Raw genomic sequence first — 26,627 nt, 5'->3', positions numbered from 1 at the left:
TCTGTCTCACGATCAATCACATCAGTCATAGTGGCGTATCTCCTTTCAGAGTTACACCGTTGTTCTTACAGTCCCCGGCTCAGTATCGGCCGGCTGCGTTGCCGCACCACTTGTCGCAGTTGGGGTCGTTGCCTTGAGCCAACGATCGAGTGAGCAGAGCCTCTCGCCCGGCGAGATCGTCGTCATCGGAGCCGAAGGTCCAGGTGCTCAAGACGATCCCCATGAACCGCCTCCCACTCCGAATACTTATGCAATCGACTACCCGCTTTCCACCGCCACTCTCGAACTCGACTTACGCGAAGTCGAGAGGTCGGTGTATACACAAGCGGTCGCAGACTTAACGCCGGCGCCCTGTCGACCGGGCGCAGTGCCTTCAATCGTGCGTTCCGGCGAAACCTGGGATCAGGTTTTCCTGCAACGTCTACACGATCAATGAAGACAAGCGGACATATTTCGTGACTGTCGACGATCCGCTCGGCAGCTACACCATTGCGCCCGCCTAAAACGTCAATTGCGGGATGAGATGCTTGCCAAATGAAGAGTGATCAGTTTTTACAGGATGAGTTCGTCTGGGTCGAGGAGGTCGATCGCTTCGATCTCGGACTCTGCTTCACACTTGTTCATTCCACCAATGTCGAAGCCGTGCTGGAAGTATTCGATTCGGCCAATCCTCGGAAGCTACGCAAACCAACCGAGATAGGTACCGAAGAGTGGTTGGATTCGCTTGCCGGCGAGGACACTCTGGCGATGCGCCATGCAGCCTCGGTCGGCGACTGGACGTGGATACTCGAGGAACTGTCGATCGCCGCCATACTGCCCCCGCTGCCAGAACAGCTGTCCGCCGCTTTCGGCACCAGCATCACTTCCAGTGGGATGTCAACATGCTGTCCACATTCGTTCTCGCACGCGAAGGTGTGGTCGAGCGTCGGTTCGAACTCGGCCGGATAGCGGATCCGTCCGATCAGACAAGTCTTGAGGGCTATCTCGACGAAGAACTGGGACTTGACTGGGAACAATGGATGTCCGCCGGCGTGTGCCTACAGGCCCGAATTGCAGGAGTGACGTCACTGTCCGAAATGCCGATCGAGCCCATGCTCACCGAAACCTGCACATAACCCCACCACACCAGTCGGAAGAAGCTCGGAGTGACCATCGAACGACACCAATCAGTCATCGACACCGACTATCACCAGTTCATGATCGAAGCAGGCCCACTGCGAGAGCTGATCCACGGCCAAAATCCCGACTTTCCGCTCGCGATGTTCGCCGGCGACCTTTTACGCGTGAACGTAGGCGTCAAAAGCGGGCCGGTGAACGTCACCGTCGAGGTACACCACACGCCGCCCTTCTATGACGACAACACATGGGAAGACTCCGTCGAAGGCGACCTGACTCAGGCCATTGCCCACCGTGTCAACATCGTTTCGTTCTGGGACAACATGAACGCAGACGGAAAAGCAGCCGATATTCTCGGATTAACACCACCGGGGAAACGTCGGTATCGCGTGCGGATCTACGCCCGCGGGAAAAATATCCGATTCGATGCGCATCACGATGGCGATCCTGTCGAGGACTACCTGATCCAAATGTGGCCCACAGCAGAGGCCGAATCTCCCCGCCAGATAAAACACACGTCCGGAAGATAAGCTCGCGCTTTCACGACAACTGCCGCCAGCAGATCGCATCTGCGCATCCGGAAGCTGTAAAGTTGATCTCTTCGTCTCTGGACGGAGTCATCAGGAGTAGCACATGTGACCAAGCACCCCGAACGGACTTGCCCACAACTCGCTTTCGCCAACACTGCACGACATGGGTGAACTCCAGCCAGCACCAGTCGGTGACGACGGTATCGACATCCAAGCAATTCTGCGCGGAAGCAGAATCCCCCAGCCCGGGTATCGGGCAGAAATCGGCGGCACCCCGTCCGGATCACCGTCAACCGACACTGCGTCGACGATGACGGAACATTCATTCCTGACACCGGAAACACAATGCTAAGCTTCGCCGTCACGGATTCTGTTCTGCAACCCTCGACCGCTATCGACGTCGTGCGGCACGCCGCACCGATAAACCTGGGACCTGTCTACATCTACACACCGGACCTCGAAAAGACATGGTCGAGATACCATGTTGCCGCGTTCTTCTCAGGTTCTGGGACAATGATCGAAGCCCCACCGGATTTCGATTGGCGCAAGTACTCCAACATGTTTCGGGACTTCACTGTGTACCGTGCGGATACGATTCTCGGCCCTCTGACGCCGGTGTATCGGTCCCTGAACCGCGATTTCTATCAGCCGTACATGGACCGGCGAGGAAGATACTGGACTCCTCGGGTCACCGCGCCACCCGAAAGTTCCGGTCTCGGCGAAGCATTCGCTGCCACCCTCGGTGCCGTGTCTCGCAGGTCAGCGATCAGAAGCGACATCCGAGCCCTCGCCCTCGAATGGCTCCACGGCGGAGTAGTCAGGTTCACCTTTCAACGGATCCTCAAAAAGCGATGCTTCCATCTGGAGTTCGAAATCCCCAGCCTCAATCAGATGACGTTCGGCCGTTTCCTCTTACCCGGCGGCGGTCCGATTGTTCGCGAACCCGGCCAGTTTGCTGCGGGGTGTTTTCACCACGGCGAAGAAGATGATTCGTTCGCTCAAGCTCTCCGCGGTCCATCGGAGCGACGCAGAGAAAGAACTTGTCGGGGACTGGCAGCGGTCGCAGCCCGAAACGTCGACGGCAGTGGAGGAAGGCAACCGCGTCCAGGGTGACGATGCTCGCGGTGAAGCTGTCAAGAAGTACGACTCCGCTGACCGGCGCACCGCGTTCGCGAACAGCATGCACGCGGCCGGCGTCGACTCCGAAGCGATCGCAGCTCGTATGTCCGCCGACACTGCGCAGGGGCGTCCCGCTCGCGATGCGGTCCGCAACGGGCCGGGCAAGCCGCCGGTCGCGAGGAAGGGGAAGCCGAACAAGTCGCAGGGACGCGATCGTCAACACGCCGGACGGTAGGACCCCTCACAGACGGAAATGCCCCTCACAGAGTGTGCGGGGCATTTTCTCGCGCCTACGAACTCACCGGGAGATCACGACCGACCTAAATTCGGAAGGGCTTTCAGGACCAGGCAATAACAATGGAATGAAACTGCGATGAACCTTTGCTCCGATTCACATTGCAGGAATTTCACGGATTTAGATTTTCCAATAGCCGGAGCATCGCCATTCATATACCGTAAAACCTAAACCTCCAAACGATTTGACTCGATTTTGCAACGGAAATCTTCCATGGATCCGCTCAGGTGTTGTTCATCTAATCCGCCATCCGAAGAAATTACCGCACCTTCCCAACGCTTCCCACTTGCATGCGGATTCATTCTAAAACGGACCGATCGCTACAATTCCGAATAACATTCACCCTCCAAGAACATCAGGGTAGATTACGAATCTGTAACACCACTATTTAACCGCTACCGTTTCGCGTATTCAGCTTTTAAAGAATCAGCGATTCCACCAACAGGTTGACGCAAAGATCCTTCTAGACACAAGTCGGACGGAAATTCCGTGAGCACGCAAGCAATACGATGAGAAAATTGTCGCGCGTTGAGACCAAATCGGAGGAATACAATTTCTTCTGGAGGCCGACCATAGGGCAACCAGTCCACAGCACATTGCAAAATTTCAGAAATTTCTCGACGAGGAGTCCTATTAACCATATTCTCCAAGTTAGATTTTCGGCGACGCCGTGCCGGCGTTGGATTGTCTTTCATTTGCCACTGGTTTCGCTCGACTCAGTTCACCCTGAAGTCTCAGTCGTCGAGACGGTTACCGGATTTTGTATCGAATACTGTGACCGCATTACTATCCGAACCTATATCTAGACATTGTCCAGCATAGATATCGGAACGCGAGGGTACACGCATGACAATCTGGGAGCTAGATGCACCGCCTATGCTCGTGCCATATACGAAGGAAGTCGAGCCGAGGTCTTCGACGAGATCTACAGAAATGGTCAGCCCTTTTCCGTCTGGAACCACGCGTAGGTCCTCAGGCCTAATACCCAAGGTGACGTTCGCCGAACCCGCCTTGGCCATAGCAGAACGTTCCAAGGGTAGGTTCGTACTACCGAACTGTGCACGACCATTGGTAGACGTGGTCTGGAGGAGGTTCATACCTGGTGATCCGATGAATTCTGCGACGAACACGTTGGCAGGACGCTCATAAATGGCCATCGGCGTGTCCACCTGTTGGAGTTTGCCGTTGTTGAGTACAGCCACACGATCACCCATAGTCATCGCCTCGACCTGGTCATGGGTTACGTACACGGTGGTCACCTGCAGTCTTCGTTGCAGCGCGGCAATTTGTGTACGGGTCGATACTCGTAGCCGAGCATCGAGATTCGAGAGCGGTTCGTCCATGAGAAAGGCGCGGGGTTCACGAACGATCGCGCGTCCCATGGCGACCCGCTGGCGCTGGCCGCCTGAGAGGGCTTTGGGTTTGCGGTCAAGAAGCGCCGTCAGCTCCAGAATCTCCGCTGCGTGCTCCACCATCTTGTTACGTTTCTCGGAATCGACACCACTGAGCTTGAGTGCGAACCCCATATTGTCGCGCACACTCATATGGGGGTATAGGGCATAGTTTTGGAATACCATCGCGATATCACGATCTCTGGGTCGAATCGCCGTCACATCTTGGTCGCCGATGAAGATGTTCCCGTCGCTGACCTCCTCGAGACCTGCGAGCATCCTCAACGAAGTGGTCTTCCCACATCCGGAGGGCCCCACGAGAACCATGAACTCGCCGTCCTCGATGTCTAGGTCGAGGCGGTCTACGACGGGCCGTTCGTGGCCGGGGAAGACTCGGGATACCGAGCGGAAGGAGATGGAGGACATGGAATGTTGTTCCTTTCAAAATGATTTTTCGAGGTCGGAATCGATGCCATCCCTACGGGTTGTCCGCCGAGCACACCCCTCGTAGATGATCGGCGAATGATCAACTCGGCCGGGATGAGGACCTCTTTGGTCTTGTTGCGCGGGGCGTCCATCGCATGGAGGAGTTCCTCCGCCGCGCGGGCGCCGATCACAGCGTTATTGGGACGCACGGTAGTGAGACTGATGTAATCGGATCTGCCCATCTCGACGTCGCCGTACCCGATGACCGCCACATCGTTCCTGTCTTGGGCGGCAAGTGCGCCCAGGGCACCGATCGCTGTGTAATCGGAGAGCGCAACGATGGCAGTGAACTCGGTGGTACCGGACAGAAGTCGGCGGGCAGCAGAGAACCCTGATGCGTGCGAGAAGTCGGCGGGCTCGACATGGACTTCCGATTCGAGTCCGTGAAGAGTCATGGCTTGCCGGTAGGCGTCGGCACGCAGCTCCGCAATATGTCCACCACCGCCCCCGATGTGGACGATGCTGCGGTGCCCGAGCGACGTCAAGTGTTCAACTGCTGCTGCCATACCCATTCGATTGTCTGTACGGACCGTGGCTGCAACAGTTTCGGTGTCGAACGAGGCGCCCGCGAGAACTGATGGGATCGAGCGGATCATCGGATGCACGGCTGACATGTCCTCGAGTTCACCGACGACCAGGAGTGCGGTTGGTCGGAGATCGCCGAAGAATGTCACTGCATCGGCGTCGAGCGAGGTTTGTCCGGCGCGTGTGTCTGCACTGACTGCCGTCATCAGTCCGACATGTCCGGCTGCTTTGAGTCTGGATCGGGCGCCGTCGATAATCTCCGCAAATGCTGGACTGTGCAGATCAGCCATGAGAATGCCCACGAATCCACCATCGGAGGCAGCAAGTGAGCGTGCTGCCCAATTCGGGCGAAAGCCGAGCTTGCCGGCGGTTTCCAAGATGAGACGGCGGTTTCGTTCGCTCACCTGCGCTGGGCGCGCGTAGACCAGTGAGACGAGAGACTTTGAAACGCCGGCTTCCGCCGCGACGTCTCGGATCGTAATCCGTGTCTTCTTTGCAGGCTCTGACATCATCATCCCATCAGTATGGAGTCCTGCCATCTGTGAATTTTCCTGTGGCACTGCTGTAAGTGCGTCAGGTCCTGTCGCCGGAGCCGCACGGGGAGTCCGGTGAGAACATCCTCGTGCGGCACCAAGCCCGCTTCACTGCTGTGTGATATTTTCCGTACAAATATCGTCTGCGTAGCAACGGATTTCGTAGACCCCTGCCGAAGGGTCACCGTTGGTCGCGTAGATCATCAGTCGGAGGGCTGATGTCTGAACTGCGTCGAACGTGTGCACCACTCGGGTCCGGATATTGCCCGTCACCTTGACAATCTCGTGCCATTCACCATCCACCAGCGCTTCTACTGCGTAATCGCGGACAGTCTGCGGATCTCGATAGAGCGGCGGGTACGCGTGATATTCCCGTAGTAGGTGCCCGGCAAAGGTGAGCTGCACCTGGCACACGGATTGGGGTGTTGCCCAGTCCAGGCGTAGCCATTGTGGCAGTGGGAAAACCGGATCGGACCGCCACTGGTTCGGCGACTGATGCGGACGGGTGACGCCGGAGGTCACTTCCGACGCTGGGTACGCGGCTTGGGCGGGTTCGATCTGGAAGCTCATGGTCGAACCACCGCCGAACCGGCGATATCTACCGCCGTCCTCGTAGGCCGCGATCTGACCTGGCAGCACCGCTGAACTGACGACCCATTCGACGTCGGGGGATTCATGGAGATCGATGCGGATGAAGCGCACCTCCGAGTCCGAGATCGGGTCGATGTCAACCTGCCAGTCGACCCAGTGCGGGCCGCCTGGGCTGACGAGAAGTTCGCCCTCAGCCAGCGGTTTCCCAGCATCGATACGGTAGTCCCAGATGTTATCGACCAACTGGACCGTTGCGGCCACTACACGATCAGCATCGGCGTGGTTATGCAGCGCCATCCGCAACGACGAGATGGGTTGTCCAGCACCGACTGCCACCCACTGACCGACGCGACGCTTCAACTCGCCACGGAAAGGAAATACCGGATACCCGCGCCAGTGGTCGATACCACCGAGCCAGTTCGCGCTTCCCGGGCCGACACCGTGCACCGACTGGGTTGAGCTGGAGCTGGTTACTGCGCGCAACGCAAGATCGGCTGGGTCTTCATTCTTCTTGTGCGGGAGAAAGCAACCATCGCGTAGCAGCGCCTGCTGTACGTCGCCGATGATGTCGGAGTACTGACGGCGTAGATCGGTGACCTCACCGATCAGCGCCGCAGCAGTACCTGCTGCTTGCCCCATGAGTGCCGTCGTTCCCATAACACGCAGTGACCCCAGCGCAACGTGGGTCGCGCTCACGTTGCGGCCGGCCATCATCAGGTTGGACAAATCTCGTGCGATGAGGGTACGCAGTGGTACACCGAAAGGTCCGACGTATGTCGTCGATCCCGAACTCGACTCCGGATCCATCAGGCGGGCGGTAGTGACCGGTTCGGCGACCTCTTTGAGTAGACCTCCGATGGTATGTAAGTCGATATACCATCCACCGTAGGCGATTTCATCATCGAATCGGTCCTCAGCGCCCAGATCGTGCTCGGTCATGAGGTACTCGCCGAGAACTCGTCGGCTTTCGCGCTTGCCCGGAATCTGGCCCACCCAGTCGAGGGCGAGGTTCGCTGCGCGAGGCGACCAGTACGGATCCCGATTCTTCAAGTAGTCCCAGATTCCGAGCACATGCCGGGTCAGCTCGTGCCGAATGGTCTCATTGTCGTGCAAGGTGTCCCATGGAGTGCCGATCTCGATCCACCAGTAGCCACTTTCAAGGGTTGGAATCATCCGACCGCCGTTGGTGAAGAAGGACTGATCGTCGTACCTGTGTGCCCATTTCGGGGCTTCGAAATCGATCGGGGCTCCGGTGTCGATTGTTTTGAAGTGCAGCGAGCTTCCCATGGTGTGACTCGTCGCGGTATCTGGGGCGTGAAGTTCGTCGAACTCGTTCGCCGCTTCTTCCCCCGTGCGGCTCTCAGCTCCGGCGAGTGCTGCGACAGTCCCGTCTCCGGTGCAGTCGATGAACACCGACCCCCGGATGAGTAGTTCTGTTTCCGCGTTGGCGACGCGAGCATGGACAGCGACGATTCGGTCCCCGTCGATTTCGGCATCGTATGCTGTCGTATTGAGGTGCAGAGTCAGTCCTGGTGTGCGAACTGCCATGTCATACAGAACCAAGTCCCAGACACTATTTGTCCAACCGTTCTCACGAATAATCGCGTGATTGGTGGCGCGATCTTCGATGAGAGCCTCAGAGATAATCCCCGTCTCACGGGCGTAACCGTGGAATGCTGCAGCACCATGCGGCGTGACACGAACCTCGGACGAGGAGTTGCCGCCCAGGACTGGCCGATCTTGAATGAGCACAACACTGGCGCCGTGCCGAGCGGCTGCTATGGCGGCGCTGAAGCCAGCCAAACCTCCGCCACTGACGACGACGTCATATGTCTCTTCGATGGTCTGCACTACGTACTCTCTCTCTTTGTTCAGGTTTGTTTCAAAGACAAGATCGGATTTTTGATCAGTGGTTGGCGAACTCCTCTTGTAAGGCTTCGCGGGCTTCGGTGAGAGCCGCTTTGACGCTCACTACGCCTTTCAAGCCACGCTCGATTGATTCGTCGAGAATGAGTTGCGCTGTAGTGGCGAGCGGAAAGCTCCACAGGGGGTTGGTCTGGGATGACGATGCAACGACCCGGTTCCACTCAGCATGGAAGGTCGCTTCGGTGAACCACGGCGAGCTCAGTGAGGACTCTGAGGTCGGGGGCTGACCACTGGCCGTGAACATCGTTTTCAAAGCGCTGTCGTCGGTGCTCATGTATTGCAATAAGGTTTGTACGTCATCGTCAAGTGTCAGGGCGACGAGAGGTTGGCTCCACCGCAGATTGGCGCTCGTCCCATGAGATCCAGTGGGTCGAGGGAGGGAACTCATCTTGTCGGCGATATTCGGATCGACAGATTGCTTTGGGACGACTCCGATCGCCTGGGGCGCATCCTCGTAGAAAACCGCGCGTTGCTGCCCGAACAGTGTGCGAGCATCATCACGGATGATGCCCGGCGCGATGAGCCCTTCGTCGAGAAGCTTCTTCCAGTATTCCAGTGCCTCAGTCGATCCGGCGTCACCCAGCGTGACCTCTCGACCTCTGACCACGGAGCCACCGAAGGCCCATACCCACGGGATGTAGTCCTTGAGCTGTGTGACATTCGTGCACGGGAGGTACGGAATCATCGTGGGGTCAGAGCGTTTGATTGTGCGGAGAGCTTCCGTGAAATTTTCGATGGTCCTGAGGTTCTCAAGGTCGATACCAAACTCTCGGGCGAGTTCGGTGTTGGTCACAATCCCGATCGCCGATTGCGTCCAAGGCATTGCATAGCGCTTTCCCTGGTACGTACCGCTGTCGAGAACCCTTGTCGGATAGAGTGACTCGTCAACAATGAGACTCATCTCCTTCAAGACTCCAGCGGTAACCAAAGTGGACATCCACTCTTCGTCAATGTGGACCACGCCCGAAGAACGTCCATCTCTCGCCTTGAGCACGAGTTGATTCAGGTACTGCGCGTACGGATAGGTCCGATCCACGACTTCGATGTCGTGTGCTCGCGTGAAGCCTGTTGTCACCTCACGCAATGCTTTTCCACTGCTTTTGTTGCCGAACATCCACGATGTGAAGTTGACGCTGTGGGATCCCGAACCCCCACCGGCGCTGCAACCGCTCAACAGCAGAGCGCCGACTGCACCTGCGCTGGTACCCAGAAAAGCCCTACGCGAGATACCCGTGTCAGCCAGTGCCTTAGGTGTCGAGCGTGCTCGATCAGCGTTGCGCTTGATGGATCTCATTTGACAGCTCCTGTCATTGCGCCGCTGACAAAATGCTTCTGGAAGATCAGGAAGATCGCCACGACGGGCAGCGAGGAGAGGATCGAAGCCGCCATCATCTCGCCGTAGGAATTCTGAAACTCACCCATGAATGTCAGCGCCAATCCTGCAGGTAATGTTTGACGCTCTGTGTCAGCAAGGGTCAACGCAAACGGAAGATCGTTCCACGCTCGTATGAACGAGAAGAGGCCGACCGCGATGAGGGCCGGGCGCATGGCTGGTAGCAACACTGACACCATGATGCGTAGCTCACCTGCGCCGTCGATACGACCGGCCTCGATCAATTCGTCGGGAAGCGCATCAAATGTATTCTTCAACATCATGACCGAGAGCGGAAGCGTGAACGTTGTATACGAGAGGATTAGCGCCGTATAGGTGTTGAGCAATCCAACCGATTGGAACGCTGTATACAGGGTCAACAACAGGAGTACTTGAGGCACAATCTGAGCAAGCAAGATCAAGTACATCATCGAACTCCGAGCAGCAAACCTGAATTTCGAGAAAGCGTAACCAGAACAAAATCCGACGATCAAGCTGAAGGCCGAAGTGGCCACCGAGATGAAGAACCCGTTGAGAACGAAAGTCCACAATGTCTCGTTCTTGATAACAGAAATGAAATGATCAAGAGTGTAGGTGCGCAGGAATGATGGCGGGAATTGAAATATATCCGAAGTATCTGTGAATGCAGTAAATATCATCCACGCGACAGGTAGAAGGGCAAAAATTCCGACGATCACGATCGTCACGTATCCCGTGCTCGACCGTTGCTTACCTGGCTCGCGCCTCGAAGCTGGCGAAACTGGTTTTTCAACTTTAGACGGAACTGCTTTCACCGGCGATAGCGTCACTTCTGTGCCTCCCGCTCTTGACGTGCCGAATAGAACAAGTAGATCGCCACGACTCCAGCCATGAGGGCCGTCCAGAGGATGCCAATGGCACCCGCCTGACCTAGATCGAACTTGTGGAATGCCGACTGGTAAAGATCGACCGATAACGTCGTCGTTGCTCCGACAGGGCCGCCCCCCGTCATCACGTACGGGAGTTCGAAATGCTGAAGACCCCAGATCGTTTCCAGTAGTAACGTAAGCGCGATAGCTGGTCGAATCTGCGGGAGTACGACGTAAACCTGCTGCTTCCATCCGCTCGCCCCATCAATTGCAGCCGCATCATAGACCTCGGCTGGAACTCCTTGAAGAGCCGCGAGAATGAGAAGCATCATCCACGGAAAAGAATGCCAGATTTTACCGATAATGACTGCTATCATCGCGAAACTCGGCGAGTCCAGCCAATTCACGGAGTCAATCCCAATCCAGTCAAGGACACCGTTCGCCAGACCGTAATTCGCGTCGAAAATCCAGCGCCACAGAAAAGCCACAACTACACCTGGCAAGAACCATGGCACTAGCAGAGCCGACCGCCACGCAGTGCGCGCTCGGATACCGGTGTTCAGTGCCAGCGCAGCCGCGAGCGCGATGGCAAAAGCACCAAGTGTGGAGCCTGCGACGAAAACGACCGTGTTCTGCACAACGGACCAGAAGTGACTGCTCGACAGAAGACTCGCAATATTCTCGAATCCAGTGAATCTCGCACCACCTGTGTCGAGAAGACTTTCATCGAAAAGTCCATAAAGAAGGGACTGCGCAAAAGGGTAGGCCACAACGGCAATGAACAGTAGGAGTGTCGGAGCAACGAGAAGAAAGGGGAACACCCGGCTGTGAACACGAGAACGGCGGCGATACGAATGACGGTTACGCCCTACCTTCCGGGACACTGCCTCCCTCTCCGAAGCAGTGTCAATGGACGGCGTCATCCGCGCGCACCGACTATCAGTGATTGCTGCAAAACCTTGTCTCCTTAACTTCCGAGCTCGTCAAAACTGAACGGAGATTGCGGCCATCCTGCGTTCCCCCCGATGCAGTGCCACTTCTGTGGCATGTCTGACGATGCATCTGCGATGTGCGTCAGATCACTTGGACCGGTCCAAAATTACGCACGAACAAATGTCCTGTCAATAGGTCTAGGTCGTGACACACGTAGGAGCGGGCCGCACGGACCACGCGAAGGCGGCATGCATGGTGAAGCTGGCGGTAAGTACTACCCCACCGGCTGGTGCCCTACAACTCCCCGCGAACAACACACACCCGCACCCGGAGTAGTTGCGGCGCGCATGTCCACCGCCACCACGCAGAGGCTCCCCACCCGCTCATGCATATCCCACATGCATCCTGGGGATCGTCGGCAGCGGCCTTCGGCGCGAAGAACCCTGACCTCAGATGCTGGCAAAATACCCGGCCTTCCCCACGAAAGCGCTGGAACTGACGGGCAGATGGGTTTCTCACATGTTGATCTCGCGGAAGAGCTGTGCCGGACCAAGCGCCATCTGGCAAACATCCTCGGTGAAACGGATACGAGACCTGCTCTCCGCGCAGTCCGCTAGCGGTGATGCTTGTCGTCTTGCCGATCAGACACTGATCGTCGCGCGAGATTTTATGTCGACGCAGCCTTCTTGGCCTCGCGTGCACTTTTGGCACGTTCGATGCGATTCGGCGTCTGAAAGACTTCGTCGAGAAATATGGACATCAAATTGAGGATCTCGTCGGCCTCTTCCGGGATCACATCGTCTATAAAATCCCCGTGGGCCATGTCGTTGCCCAAAAAACGAATCTCATGTGCGGCTGCCTGAATAATCGCCCGAATGTGGCCTTGTTCAGCGAGATTGTCAATCTTGGTTGCCAGATTTCCCTTGACGATTTCCTTCTCCTTGCAAGTGGATTCGATTACTGATCGAGACATCAGCACGGCCGCACGGAGTGCATTGAAACTTCGGCACCGGTAGGCCTCGTCTGCGGCGGAGGCGATGTGCGCCGGTACATCAGGGAAGTCTCTGCCACTTGCCCGTTCTGGGTACCAGACGGATATGTCCGCAGCCGAGTGGACGGTGGCGGCAGGCAAGTTCCGCGTCACGTTCCCGCCGAGACCCACGTTTGGCCATTTGCAGTTGTCGCACGTATACAAACCTGCAATCGGATCGCCATCACGGCCACCGTTAGGGTTCAACACTTGCGTGTGCACGAGTGTCATGTGTGAAGACTTTTCACAATGCCAACAATCTCTGTTCGCCATGGCACAAAGACTAGGACACCCTCCTGCGGTGAGTCCCGTTTCCTTGATGCCTAGTCGGTGTCAGAAGTCTCGTCCAGCCTCGCGGTCGGGTTGTGCGGCGGTTCGTGGCTTGGGTTCGAGTTTCGGGGGGGATCAGTGACGGGCGTACTGCTTCGGTCGGGCTGCTCGGGTACGACAAGCGCAAAGACTTCTGTGCGGCGTCGATCTCCACTTGCTCTTCGGCGGTGTAGGACCGTTCGACGGACTCGGGCGCCGCCGCCGCCGCCGTCGTGGCGGTGGCCTCGTGCGCGTGTTCTTCGCGCTCGACGGAACCGGTCTCGGCGGATCGTTGTGCGGCGGCGGTGAGTCGGCGGTGTACCGATTCGAGTTGCACTCGGCTGACGGTCTCGAGTTGGGCTGCGTAGGCAGCGGCTCCTGCGGCGCGTGATGATGCAGCGATCGCTTCGGTTGCTTTCATCAGTTGCCGCAGTAGCAGGGCGTAGCCGGCGGCTGCGTCGAGTCCCGGCTTGCATTGCATGACGATCATCGCTGCGCCGCCCGCGGAGACGATGCCGGCCTTCTTCGGGGCGTGTTGGTGTGCGGGGATCTGCGCGGACCGTGCGAGTTGGACGGACGCTCTCGCGAGTGGCCCGGGTGTGGCTTCGACTTGGGAGGACCACGCGGCGAAGACACCTGCGGTTCGGCCGGCGGCGCGTGCCCATTGTGCTCGGTCGGTGACCGGAATGCTGGTGAGGTATTTGTTCCACTGCTCGATGTCCTGCGCGGCGCGTGCCAGCAGTTCGGGATCGGCGACGACGCTCTCGCGTCCCTTGCGCACTGCGGGCATCTCCCGTCGTGCTGCGCGCCATTCTGCGACGGCTTCACCGGAGCTGGTGGGTGTGTCTTCCCATTCCTTGCGGAGGCGGGGGAGTGTGAGGTCCTTACCGAGGTGCCCGCCACCGTAGAAGATGGGTTTGGCATCGGTTCCGGTGGCGTCGCGGTCGGGTCTGACGGCGACCTTGTAGCCGACTACGACGTCATCGCGGCCGGAGGCGAAGCGAGGACGGACGATCAATCCTTGCCCGCGAAGTCGGCGCACGAATTCCGCTTCGGACTTCGACGATGTTGCACAGGCGCGCACGCGCCGTGCGAGGAGATCGCGGTCGAGTTCGGTCTGCCCGTTGCGTACTGCGCGCGCATTTTCGGCGCGGTGGTAGCCGCGTTCGCCGGTCTTGCTCTGACGGGACTCTATGACAGCGAGGCCGTGTTCACGTTCGATGCGTGCGGCCGCGACGCTTGCTCGTTTCCAGTCACGGTAGAGGTTGACTTTGGTTCCGTCTTCGCGCACGGCGGATGCGGCGATGTGGATGTGGTCGTTGCCTTTCGCGGACACTCGTGGCGGACGGCGACCCATCTGGCGGGGCTGCGACCGGAGGTTTCGGTGAAACCCATTTCGTCCATGAACTCGGTGGCGATCTTGTTCCACTGCTCGTCCGTCAGCTCGCCTTCATCGGCTTTGAGCGAAAGTGAGCAGTGCCAGACATTTCCGTCGCGATAAGGGTCGATCGGATCGCGAACCTTCTTACCGTGACTGTCGCGGACGTCCTGCTCGGCATCGTCGCGCAGGTAGTTCGGGATCTTGATTTCGGTGCCGAACACTTTGCGGGGCTGGTCGATCTGCTTGCCGATCGCGAGAGCGTCGACGCCGCTGAGTTCGTTGTCGTCGTGCCACGCCATGATCGCGTAGTCGCCGGCCACCAGATGGGGGTCGGTGTGCTCGTTGCTCTTACCCGGACCGGCGAGGTACGACATCAGTCCGGTGACTTTGGCGCCGCGGGAAATCTTGACGATCACGGCGCGGACATCTCGTCGAGGGTGCCGTGAATCCGGTCCGCCAGTCGACGCACGCTGACCAGTGCGCCGTTCAGTTCGGCGGGGATGTCTCCGGTTGCGTTGGTTGCTTTCGCCATTTGGTTGATGTTGGTCGAAATTGCCGACAACAACCGGAACGCGGAGAACAACTCCGCGGCAAGATCGCGCCGATCGGTGGCGGTTTCACCTGTGTCTGAGAGGGCGGACTCGACCATCAGCCGCGCCACAGTGATGCGCGCTTCCTGCGCACGGCGCAGCAATTCGGACTCCTTCCCAGATGCGCGTTGCTCGCGAGGCTGAGCAGAAACGTCAAGCGGAGCTGATGGCGAATCCCAGTGCTGAGCTTGTTGAGGCATATCGGGAGTTGCAGGCGGCGGAGGCGGCGTCCGGTGCGCGGATCGGTTGCGCGCGCGGTGGCGATATGACTGACCCGAAAACCGTTCGCGCTCTTGCTCGGCTGTTGAGCGATCACACCGAAAAGTTTCAGTAGGAGCAATTCACGGCCACATTTGTGCTGGTCAGCCCGCTTTTGTCCGGATGTTTTCAGTCGCGGCCGAGGTCGTGTTCGCGTTTCGGTGTGGCCGGCCGCTTCGGTGTGGTGTCTTCGGGGGCCGCGCTGCGGGCACGGTGCGCGGGTGGTGCGGGGAAGCTCATGCGGGCGCGCTTGGCGATGTCGCTGAGTTCGTTGGGGTTGTACGGTTCGCGGTTTCCACTGCGGAGATGCTCGATCATCGCTTTGTGGTGCTCGGCCACCTCGAGGTGGATGACGTTGCCTTGGGTTTTGGCGAGTGTGGGCGGTTCGGTGTTGTTGCGGTGTACGCCGACGGCGAGGACGTCGCGGAGTGGTGTGTGGGTTGCTTCCATGGCGACGTAGCGGGCTGCTTGTACTGCGGAGGCGTGGACTTTCTGCCAGTCGATGGTCCAGCCGGAGGATTTGAGGAGTTCGTCGAAGAACACTCGTTGCGAGCGGGAGTTGCCGTCCCGAAACGGGTGCAGGACGGTGGTTTCGCCCCAGTGATAGGCGAGTCGGTCGACGGCGCGGTCTTTCGGGAGTCCTTGGGGGAAGTTGTCTTTGGCGATTCCGCGGAAGATGAATGCGGCTTGGTTTTCGATGTGTTCGGGTCGGCAGTGTGGGAGGTTCATGCCGACGGCGCCGGTGTCGCGGGTGCGGAGGGTGCCTGCCCAGTCGTAGACGTCTTGCAGGATGAATTGGTGGATCTTTTTCAGGTGTTCGAAGTCGAAATTACCTGCGATGGGCTGTAATTCGAGTTGCAGGATGCGCTGATACGCCGCTTCGGTTTCGTCCTCGAGGAGTGCTTGCGGGTCGGTGTGCCCGAGTTTGTTGATCAGGACCCCGGTTTCGGGGTCGACGTACGGGTCTTTCAACTGCGGGCAGCTCGGCGGCGGCGGTTTTCGGCGAGGACGAGTGCGACTGCTTCGTCGCCGGTGATTTCTCCGCGTAGTTGCCGGCGTCCGACTTCGATGCCGTATTCGCTGGGTTCCATGCCGGCCATGCGGTGGCCGGCGGTGGCGGCGGCGATGGCTCGGTCGATCTGGGCTTCGGTCATGTGCGACTGTGCGTTGCGTGCAGTGGTCACCGGTGCTCCTTCGTCGACTCGGTCGAGCGTGGCGGTGTGCAGGGGAGCTGCACACCGTTGTCTATTCTACCTGATCATTGCCTGTTTCCTGCGGTCAACAGCCGTTGTGGGGCGGTGTTCAGAACAGAGTGTTTTGGGTTTGCGCGGCGGCGTCGTCGGTGCGTTTCTCGTAGGCGGCTGCGAGGGTTTGCGCGGCGGTGGGGCTGCATCCCATTTCGGTGCCGATTTCGTCCCAGTCGGCTCCGTGGTGGTGGAGCTGCCAGGCGTCGTGTTCGTCATCGGTCATGGTCTGGGTTCCTGTCTGCTCGAGGGCGACCTTCGGAGTTTGGCCGCTTTCAGGAAGCTGTAGGTCGAAAGGGCGAGTAACCCGGCTCCGGCGATGAGGGTTCGGCTGGTTCCGATGGTGAAGTCCAGGGCTGCGACGGCGAGGGCGAGGACACCGAAGATGCTGTGTTTCACCACCCCCGGCCTGCTGATTCGCTGATCTGGCTTGTCTGGAGTGTTCATGCTCGGCCTTCGCGGATGGCGGCGAGGCGTTGGGAGGCTGCGCGGCGTTCGCGGCCGATGCTGAGCAGGTGCTCGAACAGTTGGTCTTCGGGGAGTTCTTCGGCGGCTTGGGCGAGGGATCGTGCTGCTTCGCGGAATCCGCGGCGGTATGCCTGGGTGAGGACTGCGGCGATGTTGTGCTCGAGTTCAGCGGACGGGACGCCGATGGTGGTGATGTCGGTGAGTGCTTTGGTGAGCTGTTTCCCGAGGTGACCGCTGGTGCGGCCTTCCTGCTGCAAGGTAGTGAAGACGTGGGCACTGTTGTGAGGTTTGCCGGCCTCGACAAGTTCTGAGATGGCAGTGAACAGTGCCGCGTTCACGGGTCGGTAGAAGTCGGCGCTGGTCAAGGCTGCGACGGCACGTTTCGCACTCTCGGCCGGCGCCCAGAGCAGCGAGCACAGGAGTTGAGCCTCGACGTCGAGGGCGGTGCTGTATTCGTCGATCTCGCCTTCGTTGTCGGTGAGGTCGTCGAAGTCGGGGACGGTGGCCAGTGAGAGTGTCACGTCGGGGTCCTTGCTGTCGCCGGTGGGCATGGGAGGTCAGGGTTGCGGTGAGGTGAGTTGCCGGTGGCTGCGCAGGATCTCGGCGGCCGCGCGGAGGTTGTGGGCAGCCTCGGCGAGGTGGGTGGCGATGTCCTGGTCATGGGCGGCAACGTCTTCGGCGGTGTCCGTGCCGGGGGCGGTGTAGAGGGTGTGCAGTTCTTCGCGTGCATCACTGATTCCGGCGAGGGAGTCGTCGAGGGCGGCGAGCATGGTGCGGAGTTTCCGGTCGACGGATTCGCTGTCGCGGCGGAGCTCGGCGTCGAGTGCGCGGTCGACGAAGTCTGCATCGGGGGTGAAGGTGAATGCTGCTGCGGTCATGGTGTCGCCACCGTCGACGCAGCCCGACGAGGGCGGCGTTTGACGAACACAGCGGTAGCGAGAGGCCTTCTCGAGCGAGGCTGTCGGATCTCGACACCATATCTCTCCCAACTGCGGTGCGGTGTTCGCACGAGCCCGTCCGATGAGGTCGTGGCCGCATTGGCCGACTACTTCGGCGTCTCCCCCGGATACTTCTTCACCGTCCCCTGGGCCGGCGACCGCGGCCTCGTCGAGGCCCAGGACGCCGATATCGTCGACCATCTCGACGACCAGGAATTGAAAGACCTACTTCTGGCCGCGAATGGCCTCTCCGCTACCTCACTGGAACTGTTGGCCAATGTCGCCGCGAAGCTGCGCATCTCCGATCAACGCCGGAAGGTTCCCGCCGACTCACCGGGCTACGCCCGACTCGCCGAAGCAGCAGTCGGACCTCGCCGCACCGCCGCGACGAGATAACCCTCGTCCCGGCTGTCAACACCTATCGGTGTCGGGTTGCCGAATAATCACTGCCCATGAACCATCGGTCACCATTTCGTGATCATGAGGCTCGTCACACCCTTCCCGTGAACAAACCGCCTGGTCCGAGTGTTCGGGAAATGTTTCCGTAACTTCGAGTACGACTTTCGGCGGATGGCTTCGGGCATTGGAGGCTAGTCGGGCATGCAGGCGGTGTTGTAGCGTCCCGGTCAGACGTTCAGTTAAGTTTCCGCAATCGCTCTGGTTGCGGGGATTTCGACTCACCCCAGGGAGACCGACCATGGCCACCACCACCACCGAGACCATCCATACCTTGACAGGAAAGCGACGCATCGGAAAGGCAATGGGCACATGTGCTGCGGTGTCGTCGGTTTTGATGGCTGGCTCTCTCGCGTTCGCAGCCAGTGCGTCGGCGACCCCGACGGCGTTGCCGGACAAGTTCGCGAGCACGGTCACCGACGACGGTTGGACGTTGGATCTGGCGGCTACCAAACTTTCGGCGAACCCGGTCCCGAACCTGGCGACAACAGCGTTCACTCGCGAGGGGTTCGTGTCGGCGAAGGTCACCGGCACCATCACCGGATCCGGCGATTCTGCGGTGAAGACAGGCTATATCGAGCAGGGGTTGAGATCGGTTGCCAAATCGATGTGTCCTCCGGCCTCGGCCTGGGGCTCGGATTCTCCCTCGGCCCGTCCGTCGGGGTCAGCATTTCGGGGGTTCCGTCGGCGAACATCGGCGTGAACGCCTCGGTGAACCCGAGCATCCAGACCACCATCGCACCGGGCACGATCACCACGATCCCGCTCGGCAAGAAGGACCTCGAGGCTGCGAAAGCGTCGATCACGGCGGAGAACGTGCACGTCAAGGTCGATGCGTGCATGGGCCCGGTCACGATCCGTTCGTACGCGCAGTTCGCCGTGTCGACGGCGACCTCGGATAACAGTGTGTTCGTCTACTCCGACCCCACCTGGCTCTGATCCAGGACTGTCGTCAACGGCATTCCGCGCCCACAAGCGCACGTCTCGGTTCACTCGGTTCATGTGCTGGGCAGCCGTTGGCGCTGTTACCCAACACTTTCCACTTTTCCATCCCTCAAAGGAGCATCATGTCTTTGACTCGCACGAAGAAAATCGCAGCCACGACCGCGGCTGCATCACTCGCTGTCGGCGGGATTCTGCTCGCTACCGCCCCGGCCGCAATGGCTGCTCCCGTGATGTTCGAGGGGCCGGTTCCGGCGCAGTACGGTGCACCGGTGGTGCAGGTTCCCCTGGGCCACGCCTTGACCGTGGCGGCCCGCGACAGTGGAATCGTGACGGCACTCTCGAACGCGAACGTCATGATCCCCGTTCCCGGGTGGGAGACCGTGATCGACGTGTCGGCTGATGTCCTGACGCGCCGGACGGCAATTGCTGCCCAGTATCCGAACGGGTGCGCCTCGTACCAGTTCTATCTCCCGCCGGCAGGAGGGTGGCTCGCCGGAGCTACCTCGTACGTCAACTGCCCCTGGTAGAGCGCACCCTCTTCCTGTCCGCTGCTGCATCTCCTCCCGGTGACCGCCCGTTCTTTTGGTCGGTGTCGGGTATCTCGAGTCCCGCGTTTCTAGTTGGCGGGAAAGGCATTCACCTCCGATGACCACCTCACCGAACGCCCCGATGACCTCACCCACCCGCCGCGACGTCACAGCTGAGCCTGCGTTGCCGTACGTACCGCCAGGAACCATTGCAGCTCCGGCATCGGTGTATTCCGACCTACCCCGCGATGCAGTCGGTACAGGTGATCAGGGATGGGATCGCGACAGTGAACTGAGTCAGATGTCGAAAGCTGTGATCGCGACCGTATTCGGGCTCGCGTTGTTGATCGCGGCGTTCGCGGTGATCGGACGCCTCGGAGGATGGGCCACCGATTACGGGACGATTCTGGTGTATCTGGCATTCTTTCTGTGGATGTCGATCGCAGGACGGGTGTTCTGGTGGGGCGCAGACACACTCATCGCCGAATTTCGGAAGAAGTCGAACACGGGTGATCGCCGGTGAAGCCTGCGCGCCGGTTCGACCGCACCTCACCGACCACGGTGATCTCCACCGTGGTGGTGCTCGCCGCAACGGTGATCGCACTGCTGGCGCTGCTGATCTTCGCCCCGACCTCCTCCGCAGGACCAGCAGAAGACTGCGCAGCGGTACGGGCACGTGATCATCAGATCTACCTGAACCTCATTGCGTCGCTGCCACCCGGTGCACCCATCCCGCCGGAGTACATCAACCCGTGCTTGACCGCTCCCACCACGACCCCGACGGCCGCCCCGACAACAACGGTCGGACTTCCCGGTGCACAAGCACCGGGCGGCGGCCCCAACGTCGGAGCCAACGCTCCGACGAACTTCCCCACCTACAACGGAACCCCCATCGTCCCCGTCCCCGGCGCCGCGCAACCAGGACAGCCCGGAACGCCCGGCGCACCAACACAGCCGGGTGTGCAGAACCCGGCAGGAGTCCCGGTTCCGACGACCGCCGACGGGCCTGCCCCGACTATTCCGCAGCCTGCCGGGTCGACCGCACCGACAGCGACCACCGATCGTGGTCCCGGACCGATCCCCACGGACACCGATTCGAATACCGCACCAGCCCAACCGGTTCCAGGCCTGGCAACAGATGTCTCTACAACCGGGGAGGACTCGGGCCGTGACCGGTATCTCGAACTCGCGCTGATCGGCGCTGCAGCGTTCACGGCCGCCGGTATCGGAGTGCGCGGGCGGCCGGGACCTTTCAGCCCCCGCACGCCCGAATCAGTACTCTCCCAGGCGGTCGGGACTGTCGCGTCGCCGTTGACTGCGTACGCACCTGGCGGGCAGTCCTCGTTGCGGGTGTTCGATCCGATCACCGGCGGAAGCCGGTTCTTCTTCCTGATCCACGACGAAACGTCGTCGCACGAATCCGTGATCCCGGTGACGGTGCCACCCGGCGGTCACATGAGCGTCAACCCCGATGGCACGGTCACCGTCTTCGACGCCGACGGAAACCCGGTCTCGACAATCGATGCCCCGTGGGCGTACGACGCCAACGGCACCCCTGTTCCGACGCATTACGAGATCCGGGACGGGCAACTCGTCCAGGTCGTCGACACCGCAGGCATAGAGAACCTGCTGTACCCGATCCTCGCCGACCCGGAGCTGACACCGGAAGAACGTGCTGCGCTCGAAGCGCAGGCGAACTTCATCGGCCCGATGACCCCGGAGGGCGAACAAGCACGCAGGGACGCACAAAACGTCCTCGCCGCCAACCCCCCGGAGCCGGCAGATTCAGACCTCGGCCAGCTCATGGTCGGTGACCCCAACCACGAGGTCTCCGAACCACCGATCACCGACACAGGAACCGGAAACCCCGTCGGCGACGCGATACTCGCCGACCAAACCCAGGAGCCGATCACTTCGAACATCGGCGGGCAGGACTACACCACAGAACCCGCTGTCACCGACGTCTCGTTCACGGACGAAAACGGAACCAACTGGTCGGGCACACCCTCGAAGGTGCCGAACGTGTGGAGCTGGACGTACACCGACGCGCAGGGAGAAGTACACGACCTGCAGGTCACCTACGACGAGCAGGGACGCCCCTACCAGGTTTTCGACCATTCCAACTCGGTGCTGTCCTTGTACGACTGGAGCACCGGCGAACCAGTTCGGATAGGCGACGCGCAGCATCTGGACCCCGGTGTCGCTTACGATCAGCCCTACACCGACGAGGTCATGAGCTTCGTCGTCCCACCGCTGCGCGGGGCCCGTCTGGCCGTCGGCGCGATCCGGGCCGAAGACCTGATCGTCTCGAACCGGACAACACCCACCCGGCCCCCGACCAGCGCACCGGCTGTTCCTGCGCAGAGTGTTCCCCGGCCGGGTGCAGTGCCACCGCGCGGCATACCCGTCATCGACGGCACCGTTCCACCTGCCGAACATGACCAACCCGCGATCCCTTCCGTGAATGAACCTGCACGCCCGGATCCCACGATTCCGGAACCCTCGCAACCCGCTTCGCCCGGCGATCCCGACCGTGGCCAGTGGGAACCATCCACGCCGGGTGAGATTGGTGATCCAGGGCCGAACCTGACACCAGGGATTTCTACCCCGAATGTTCCCTCGCCAGGTCATGTCGAGGAACCGAGTGTGCCGACTCTGCCCGATGTCGGTCAGGTGCCGGTGAATCCGGATGCTCCCGGCGCTCCGCTGCAACCTGGCCCACCGGAATTCGACCCCTTCGCCACCGATCCGAGCACCATTCCCAGCCCTGGCGTCATCGAGGATCCGACGCAGCGACCCGCGGTCACGATGCCCCCTACACAGCCTGACAGCCCGGAAGGACCAGGGGTTGAACAGGATCCGTTGTGGTGGATGCCGTACGCACGAGAAAAACCACCGCAACTCGCGCCCGGCGAAACACCGCCGGACATCGTGAAGGTCGAAGGAGTCGGCCCGTTGGATCTGCGTACGTTGCAGTCCAGGATCATCGGTGATCGGGATAGCACCGATGTCGGGGTGTGGGGTGAAGCGAAGGAAGGTGACCGATACGACGCCGCTCTGAAGTTGAAGCCGTATCGGGTGTTTCAGGAACTCGTCACGTTGGTGGTTCCCGGACATGAACGTCATCGTCGACGCGAAACACATCTACGAGTTCATCTTCGACCGGAACGGTGAACCTCGCCTCACAGGGTGGTTCGCTGATACCTGGCGAGTGAAGTGGCCTGATACGGCACGGGCGCAGCTTGCTGCCCTCGCACAAGCTGGCATGGACGCGGAGCTCGTGTGGGTGATGCTCAACGAGCAATATGCTGAACTCGCCAGGGAAGGTTTCGAGCAAGCAGATGTCGTCGGTGTGACGGTGGAGACTATTACGCAATGGCTGGAAAGGACGGGGCGATGAGCATAGTCGGGCGATGGCCGACAGTGATCGGATATTGGGGCACGCGGGTGCAGACGAGTCAGGAGGTGGCGCAGACGATGCGGGCCTTCCTCGACGACCTGGAAGCGATCGACCCGGATTGGGCATTGCCGTGGGTGAATACGAAGCAGCGAAGTCGAGGTACTGCGGATCTCAGTGTGGACGGGTTGGTGCGAATCTTCGAGCACTCCCGCTCCGGGGAGATGGGATACTCGGATACCCCGGGGCCGGGCTACAGCATCAGTTTGTCGCCGGAAGACGGAACCGCGCGGGCGATCATCGCCTGGGTCGGCGGCGTGGAAACCAGTGCACCCAACAGTGTTCAGGTGGCGTTGCCGACGGAAAAGGATGTTCCCTCCGAACTGCGACGGTTGCTCGACCCAGGCATCGGAGACGCGATCATGAAAGTGATCGTCGAACATTGGGAACCGGATCGGGCTCGATGGAGCATCGGCGACTACAGGAAACTTCAGAATCGGTCGAAAGGCGAGGTCGAGGTGGGATGGGAGACGTACTTCCATTCCGGAATCACACTCGATCGCAGCATGCTGCCCCAATCTGCGGTGGTAGAGGAACTGCCCACTGGCACGTTGATCCGGCTGGGAGACAAGCCAATGGAGGTCGCTGCCGCCGACATCGTGGCAGTATGCGCAGCGTTCGGGTATCCGGTGTAGCGCCAGAGCCTGTTCGGATTGGCCGATCGTCTTCGAGTAGGAGTGACGTTGTCTGCTTCATCTTTACGTCGCGATCCGACGTCCGGATTGACCTTGAAAGTCATGGCGCGAAAGGGGCCGCCGGAAGCCGAATCGGTCACCGCAGTGCTGGCAGCGCGGTCACTGCAGTTCCTTCGAGAGCTTGACCCGGTCTTCGACGTCGACATGTATCGCTCCGTGAGGAATGACCTTCCCGACGGCGTCACGGTCGAGCAGGCTCTGGCATCGAATGGTAGACGGATCCTCACGCCTCAGACAGAGGCCTCCCTCGAGGCCGCAATGATCGAGAGCAGAAAGTCTCCTGATGCCGCAGGCGGGATTTACCCACTCTCATTCGGGCATCAACTCAGGTTGTTCACCGACAACGGAAACATCGAAATTCTCATCGGATTCGGGGGTACGGCAGGAGCAGGTTCCTTACTTTGCACCTTCATCTGGCCGTACCCAGGGGGCTTCGCCGATGAATCTCTGATCTCACTGTCATTGAAACTCGTCCAGGCCATGGCCGATATCTGGGACGCTCCCACGGCCGTGCTCTACCGGGATGCGGAGCTCACACCTCAGTACAACGTGCCCGGCGACGCAACGGTGGGCAGTTGCACCTACTTCGGCCCTGAGATGCCGATCAACGAAACGCAGATCCCACCCACTGTCGAAGCTTTTCCGTACAAGAAAGGAACGATCGGCATCCAGCGTGATCCACGCGCCCCGTTGGTTGCCGACGATATCCGAAGCATCCGTGCAGCGGCCGGCCTGCTGACCGAACGACCGGAGGTTCGCCTCCAACGTCCCAGCGTGGGCGTCCATGACAGGTGGACACCAATCTGGCCACCCAGATGGAAAGGCGCGGTGGAGGGCGGCGCGTCGGATTTGAGCACAATCGGCACCTTTAGAAACCGCTGTGTCATGACTCCATCACATGGTTGAGCACTGGTCGATCATATTGCCGGGTACGGTAGCTCGACTCAGGAACGATGACCGGTACATCGCCGCCGAAGCTTCGCTGACGCGTGCGGGCTCCCTGATTGCAGGTTCGCAACATCGCGTCATGCTTCTTTCTCACGAGCGCGTCAGAATCCTCACTCCGGTCACTATCCGTTACCGGATCGGGGACCAGTCACGGATCCACTTGCCGGTTACCGTTCGGGAAGTCGGCCAACTCCTGATATTTTTCGAACGCGGCTTCCTGATAGCCGATGTTGTACAACGTCTGTGACATCTGCTCGAAGAGCATGCCCGCCCGCTCGACGGCGCGAAAGATCTCTTCGCCGAGCGCCATGGCATCCCCCACGCCGCGGACACCGATGAAGACGACCCAGAATTGCTGGCCGGGCTGTCGCCGTGCACCGGGATGTTCTCGGTGGAAACGGACTGAGTTCTCCGGTACGAGTGCGGGATCGAGAATCTGCCACCGCCCGATCTCGCCGAGAACGGGTGCGACCACCTTGTCGAGCACGGACACATACCCAGCAGCCTCATCGGACGTGGCATAGATCCGAAACCCGAATTCGAGCACGTCAGCTTCCTCGAAAGGAACCGGCGGGTCCGGAGGTGTATCCCACACCGTGCCCTCGTAGACGTCGACATCCCCGACCTTCCCGAGATCCGTCGCAATTGTCTCCACCAAGAACAGCATCAGATGTCCGTAGAGAGCCGCCAGACGCGCCTGCCTTGCGAAGATCTCCAGGATGCTCCGGCCGGTCCGACGGTCGATGTGCAGCAGCACGTCGAAGTCCGCGATCGCAAGGACAGTTCCCACCGTCGCAGGGTCGCTGCCATAGCTGAAGCTCGCGACATCACTGAGGACATCGTTGAACGCATCCAGGTTCTTTCCGTAGTAGTCCGGAAACGACAGTGATGCTGCGAACGCGGCGTGCATGTCCTCAACGGAAGTCCATTCCTGAGCCTCGAGCTCATGCACCAGATAGCCGAGGTCTGTGAGTCGTGTGCACGCGCTGTCGAGCTGGAACCGAGTGGCGTACCGGAACACGAAACCCGACTGCAGAAGCGTCCAGTCGAAACCTTGCCGCTGCTCGTCGAACAGTTCCCGCTCAGTCGGATCAAACACCACCCTGCGCGCCATCCACCGAGCGTATGCGTATCCGATCGCGGTCGGGGACGTTGTCGACGAGCGTCGCCAGATCCGCTTCGTCGTTCGCGACACGGCGGGAGAACAATTGCGTTCCGTCGCTGTCGATCACCACGCAATGGTGGTGGGTTTTACCTGCCTCGATGCCTGCCCATAGTGGTTTCATGGGTTCCCCTTCGGCTCTCGATTCGGTTGACAGACCTGGTGGACGACCTCTCCGTCGTGTCCTTACACAGCGATATAGTTCGCATCTCTCAATAAGCGGTCGAGTCGTCGAGAACACCGGGCGGCCATTCTCCTTCAGCCATGCGCACAGCAGAAACAAAAGAGCCATACCCGGCGTTCCCAGGCAGCTCCGAACCTACAAATATTCGCCAAGTACCGCCCAGCAAAACGGTAAGGAAACAAATAGAACGCTTTTCCAGACGGAGCGAAGCGGAGTTCTCTTCGGGGGACACCGCAGGCGGCCGGGCCGCCGGGCAGGAGGATGCAATTGGTGATCCGACCGAGCGGGGTGACCTAGTGTCCTGCGCCTGAAATTCATCGTATAAATTGTTACGATACAAGAATGGTGCGCGTAGAGCATTCCGAACCTG

Annotated in this window: 30 protein-coding genes and 1 pseudogene; 12 read left to right on the top strand and 19 right to left on the bottom strand. The window is 59.9% G+C overall.

From position 1 onward, the window contains the following. Positions 1-79: 79 nt before the first annotated feature. Positions 80-223, bottom strand: a complete 144-nt coding sequence (locus V3587_RS29420; RefSeq protein WP_019749747.1) for a hypothetical protein — start codon at positions 221-223, stop codon at positions 80-82. 311 nt (positions 224-534) lie between these two features. Here V3587_RS29420 and V3587_RS29415 point away from each other — a divergent pair, with 311 nt between their 5' ends. The 4 genes from V3587_RS29415 to V3587_RS29400 all read left to right on the top strand — a co-directional run bounded on the left by V3587_RS29415 (position 535) and on the right by V3587_RS29400 (position 3,000). Beyond that, on the top strand, positions 535-948 hold the full coding sequence (locus tag V3587_RS29415) for a DUF6461 domain-containing protein (RefSeq protein ID WP_220463507.1): 414 nt from the start codon (positions 535-537) through the stop codon (positions 946-948). Positions 949-1,145: 197 nt separating this feature from the next. Then, on the top strand, positions 1,146-1,646 hold the full coding sequence (locus V3587_RS29410; RefSeq protein ID WP_019749750.1) for a hypothetical protein: 501 nt from the start codon (positions 1,146-1,148) through the stop codon (positions 1,644-1,646). A gap of 163 nt (positions 1,647-1,809) precedes the next feature. Further along, positions 1,810-1,998 carry a hypothetical protein gene (locus tag V3587_RS29405; protein ID WP_182263369.1) on the top strand — a complete coding sequence of 63 codons (189 nt, stop codon included), beginning with the start codon at positions 1,810-1,812 and terminating at the stop codon, positions 1,996-1,998. A 633-nt stretch (positions 1,999-2,631) separates the two neighbouring features. Further along, positions 2,632-3,000: a hypothetical protein gene (locus V3587_RS29400; RefSeq protein ID WP_259349418.1), complete on the top strand. Its 369-nt coding sequence runs from the start codon at positions 2,632-2,634 to the stop codon at positions 2,998-3,000. A gap of 794 nt (positions 3,001-3,794) precedes the next feature. On the opposite strand, the gene V3587_RS29395 is transcribed toward V3587_RS29400, so the two are convergent. The 16 genes from V3587_RS29395 to V3587_RS29320 form a co-directional block, all read right to left on the bottom strand. After that, entirely contained in the window at positions 3,795-4,877 is a 1,083-nt protein-coding gene (locus V3587_RS29395) for an ABC transporter ATP-binding protein (protein WP_007731935.1), read from the bottom strand. Beyond that, positions 4,814-5,977 (bottom strand): LacI family DNA-binding transcriptional regulator, encoded by a 1,164-nt coding sequence (locus V3587_RS29390; protein WP_007731937.1) that lies wholly within the window; start codon positions 5,975-5,977, stop codon positions 4,814-4,816. Before V3587_RS29390 ends, V3587_RS29395 begins: the two co-directional genes overlap by 64 nt. A gap of 126 nt (positions 5,978-6,103) precedes the next feature. Then, positions 6,104-8,437, bottom strand: coding sequence for an FAD-dependent oxidoreductase (locus V3587_RS29385; protein WP_007731939.1), 2,334 nt, complete (start codon positions 8,435-8,437; stop codon positions 6,104-6,106). Between the two features lie 55 nt (positions 8,438-8,492). Continuing rightward, complete coding sequence (locus tag V3587_RS29380; RefSeq protein ID WP_238565211.1) at positions 8,493-9,626, bottom strand: extracellular solute-binding protein; 1,134 nt, start codon at positions 9,624-9,626, stop codon at positions 8,493-8,495. 176 nt (positions 9,627-9,802) lie between these two features. Next, on the bottom strand, positions 9,803-10,678 hold the full coding sequence (locus tag V3587_RS29375) for a carbohydrate ABC transporter permease (protein ID WP_257207362.1): 876 nt from the start codon (positions 10,676-10,678) through the stop codon (positions 9,803-9,805). A gap of 11 nt (positions 10,679-10,689) precedes the next feature. Then, a complete protein-coding gene (locus V3587_RS29370) occupies positions 10,690-11,616 on the bottom strand; it encodes a carbohydrate ABC transporter permease (RefSeq protein ID WP_257207363.1) in 927 nt (308 codons plus the stop codon). A 716-nt stretch (positions 11,617-12,332) separates the two neighbouring features. Beyond that, positions 12,333-12,926 (bottom strand): DUF4145 domain-containing protein, encoded by a 594-nt coding sequence (locus tag V3587_RS29365; protein WP_182263371.1) that lies wholly within the window; start codon positions 12,924-12,926, stop codon positions 12,333-12,335. A 52-nt stretch (positions 12,927-12,978) separates the two neighbouring features. Then, positions 12,979-14,295, bottom strand: a complete 1,317-nt coding sequence (locus V3587_RS29360; protein WP_259349421.1) for a hypothetical protein — start codon at positions 14,293-14,295, stop codon at positions 12,979-12,981. Beyond that, positions 14,196-14,801, bottom strand: coding sequence for a relaxase/mobilization nuclease domain-containing protein (locus tag V3587_RS29355; protein WP_259349422.1), 606 nt, complete (start codon positions 14,799-14,801; stop codon positions 14,196-14,198). The genes V3587_RS29360 and V3587_RS29355 overlap by 100 nt, the downstream gene beginning before the upstream one ends. Next, positions 14,798-15,079: a plasmid mobilization relaxosome protein MobC gene (gene mobC / locus V3587_RS29350; RefSeq protein WP_007734770.1), complete on the bottom strand. Its 282-nt coding sequence runs from the start codon at positions 15,077-15,079 to the stop codon at positions 14,798-14,800. The genes V3587_RS29355 and mobC overlap by 4 nt, the downstream gene beginning before the upstream one ends. Before the next feature lie 283 nt (positions 15,080-15,362). After that, positions 15,363-16,205 (bottom strand): Fic/DOC family protein, encoded by an 843-nt coding sequence (locus V3587_RS29345; RefSeq protein ID WP_182263372.1) that lies wholly within the window; start codon positions 16,203-16,205, stop codon positions 15,363-15,365. Continuing rightward, entirely contained in the window at positions 16,202-16,417 is a 216-nt protein-coding gene (locus tag V3587_RS29340; RefSeq protein WP_007734780.1) for an antitoxin VbhA family protein, read from the bottom strand. The genes V3587_RS29345 and V3587_RS29340 overlap by 4 nt, the downstream gene beginning before the upstream one ends. Before the next feature lie 118 nt (positions 16,418-16,535). After that, entirely contained in the window at positions 16,536-16,703 is a 168-nt protein-coding gene (locus tag V3587_RS29335) for a hypothetical protein (RefSeq protein WP_007734781.1), read from the bottom strand. Then, on the bottom strand, positions 16,700-16,924 hold the full coding sequence (locus V3587_RS29330; RefSeq protein WP_007734782.1) for a hypothetical protein: 225 nt from the start codon (positions 16,922-16,924) through the stop codon (positions 16,700-16,702). The genes V3587_RS29335 and V3587_RS29330 overlap by 4 nt, the downstream gene beginning before the upstream one ends. Continuing rightward, positions 16,921-17,496 (bottom strand): DnaB-like helicase N-terminal domain-containing protein, encoded by a 576-nt coding sequence (locus V3587_RS29325; protein WP_007734783.1) that lies wholly within the window; start codon positions 17,494-17,496, stop codon positions 16,921-16,923. The genes V3587_RS29330 and V3587_RS29325 overlap by 4 nt, the downstream gene beginning before the upstream one ends. A 6-nt stretch (positions 17,497-17,502) precedes the next feature. Further along, complete coding sequence (locus tag V3587_RS29320) at positions 17,503-17,823, bottom strand: hypothetical protein (protein ID WP_182263485.1); 321 nt, start codon at positions 17,821-17,823, stop codon at positions 17,503-17,505. A gap of 150 nt (positions 17,824-17,973) precedes the next feature. Here V3587_RS29320 and V3587_RS29315 point away from each other — a divergent pair, with 150 nt between their 5' ends. The 8 genes and pseudogenes from V3587_RS29315 to V3587_RS29280 all read left to right on the top strand — a co-directional run bounded on the left by V3587_RS29315 (position 17,974) and on the right by V3587_RS29280 (position 24,869). Next, positions 17,974-18,279, top strand: a complete 306-nt coding sequence (locus V3587_RS29315) for a hypothetical protein (protein ID WP_259349441.1) — start codon at positions 17,974-17,976, stop codon at positions 18,277-18,279. A 301-nt stretch (positions 18,280-18,580) separates the two neighbouring features. Further along, a pseudogene (locus V3587_RS29310) lies at positions 18,581-19,278 on the top strand (MspA family porin). A gap of 128 nt (positions 19,279-19,406) precedes the next feature. Next, complete coding sequence (locus V3587_RS29305; protein WP_182263487.1) at positions 19,407-19,811, top strand: hypothetical protein; 405 nt, start codon at positions 19,407-19,409, stop codon at positions 19,809-19,811. A gap of 118 nt (positions 19,812-19,929) precedes the next feature. Beyond that, a complete protein-coding gene (locus V3587_RS29300; protein WP_241896190.1) occupies positions 19,930-20,334 on the top strand; it encodes a hypothetical protein in 405 nt (134 codons plus the stop codon). Next, positions 20,331-22,985, top strand: coding sequence for a hypothetical protein (locus V3587_RS29295; RefSeq protein ID WP_283377614.1), 2,655 nt, complete (start codon positions 20,331-20,333; stop codon positions 22,983-22,985). Before V3587_RS29300 ends, V3587_RS29295 begins: the two co-directional genes overlap by 4 nt. Further along, positions 22,927-23,211 (top strand): hypothetical protein, encoded by a 285-nt coding sequence (locus tag V3587_RS29290; RefSeq protein WP_259349406.1) that lies wholly within the window; start codon positions 22,927-22,929, stop codon positions 23,209-23,211. Before V3587_RS29295 ends, V3587_RS29290 begins: the two co-directional genes overlap by 59 nt. Then, a complete protein-coding gene (locus V3587_RS29285; protein WP_283377613.1) occupies positions 23,208-23,903 on the top strand; it encodes an Imm52 family immunity protein in 696 nt (231 codons plus the stop codon). Before V3587_RS29290 ends, V3587_RS29285 begins: the two co-directional genes overlap by 4 nt. 48 nt (positions 23,904-23,951) lie before the next feature. After that, a complete protein-coding gene (locus tag V3587_RS29280; protein WP_241896163.1) occupies positions 23,952-24,869 on the top strand; it encodes a hypothetical protein in 918 nt (305 codons plus the stop codon). A 190-nt stretch (positions 24,870-25,059) separates the two neighbouring features. Here V3587_RS29280 and V3587_RS29275 read toward each other — a convergent pair whose 3' ends face one another. Next, a complete protein-coding gene (locus V3587_RS29275) occupies positions 25,060-26,025 on the bottom strand; it encodes a barstar family protein (RefSeq protein ID WP_182263306.1) in 966 nt (321 codons plus the stop codon). Further along, positions 26,003-26,197 (bottom strand): IS110 family transposase, encoded by a 195-nt coding sequence (locus tag V3587_RS29270; RefSeq protein WP_182263305.1) that lies wholly within the window; start codon positions 26,195-26,197, stop codon positions 26,003-26,005. The genes V3587_RS29275 and V3587_RS29270 overlap by 23 nt, the downstream gene beginning before the upstream one ends. Positions 26,198-26,627: the final 430 nt, after the last annotated feature.

The organism is Rhodococcus sp. IEGM 1306, assembly GCF_036541985.1.
In the GTDB taxonomy this organism is placed as follows: domain Bacteria; phylum Actinomycetota; class Actinomycetes; order Mycobacteriales; family Mycobacteriaceae; genus Rhodococcus_F; species Rhodococcus_F qingshengii.
The sequence above is the reverse complement of the archived record's forward strand: the minus strand, read 5'-3'. Positions and strand labels throughout refer to the sequence as shown.